The sequence below is a fragment of the Stenotrophomonas sp. A3_2 genome, from assembly GCF_036624925.1.
GTDB lineage: Bacteria > Pseudomonadota > Gammaproteobacteria > Xanthomonadales > Xanthomonadaceae > Stenotrophomonas > Stenotrophomonas hibiscicola.
In genome coordinates this window covers 1-337 of record NZ_JAZKVY010000158.1, presented here as the reverse complement: position 1 = coordinate 337, position 337 = coordinate 1, and the positions used below count along the sequence as shown (strand labels likewise).

General features: G+C 62.6%; 1 protein-coding gene. It reads left to right on the top strand.

From position 1 onward, the window contains the following. Positions 1-45: 45 nt before the first annotated feature. Positions 46-337, top strand: a 292-nt coding sequence (locus R5H29_RS04850; RefSeq protein ID WP_332328853.1) for a hypothetical protein, incomplete at its 3' end; no start/stop codon positions are given.

Here is a 337-nt window from a genome sequence, read left to right as displayed (position 1 = left end):
TGGTCTCAGTTGGCCAACCAGGCTGACGCGGCCCGGTTCGGGTCGATGTCCGACGCGGTTTCGCTGTTGGACCGTCAGCTTCACCCCATGGCCTTGCGATTCGGGCTCGACATCAGCCTCACCCAGTTGTGGTCCCAATATTCGGGGACGGTAATCCGGCAGGTCGGTGGCCTTGCGGTTCAGGCCGCCCAGTCAGGAGCCCAGGACATCGGGTCGATGGCGGTTGGGCTGATCTGCCAGTTCTTTTTTCTGCGGGACGAAGAGAGGTGGCGTAACTTTGGCTCGCGCGTCCTCGGCGCGGACATGTTCACGCCACTGGCCAGTCTGGTCTACCGTT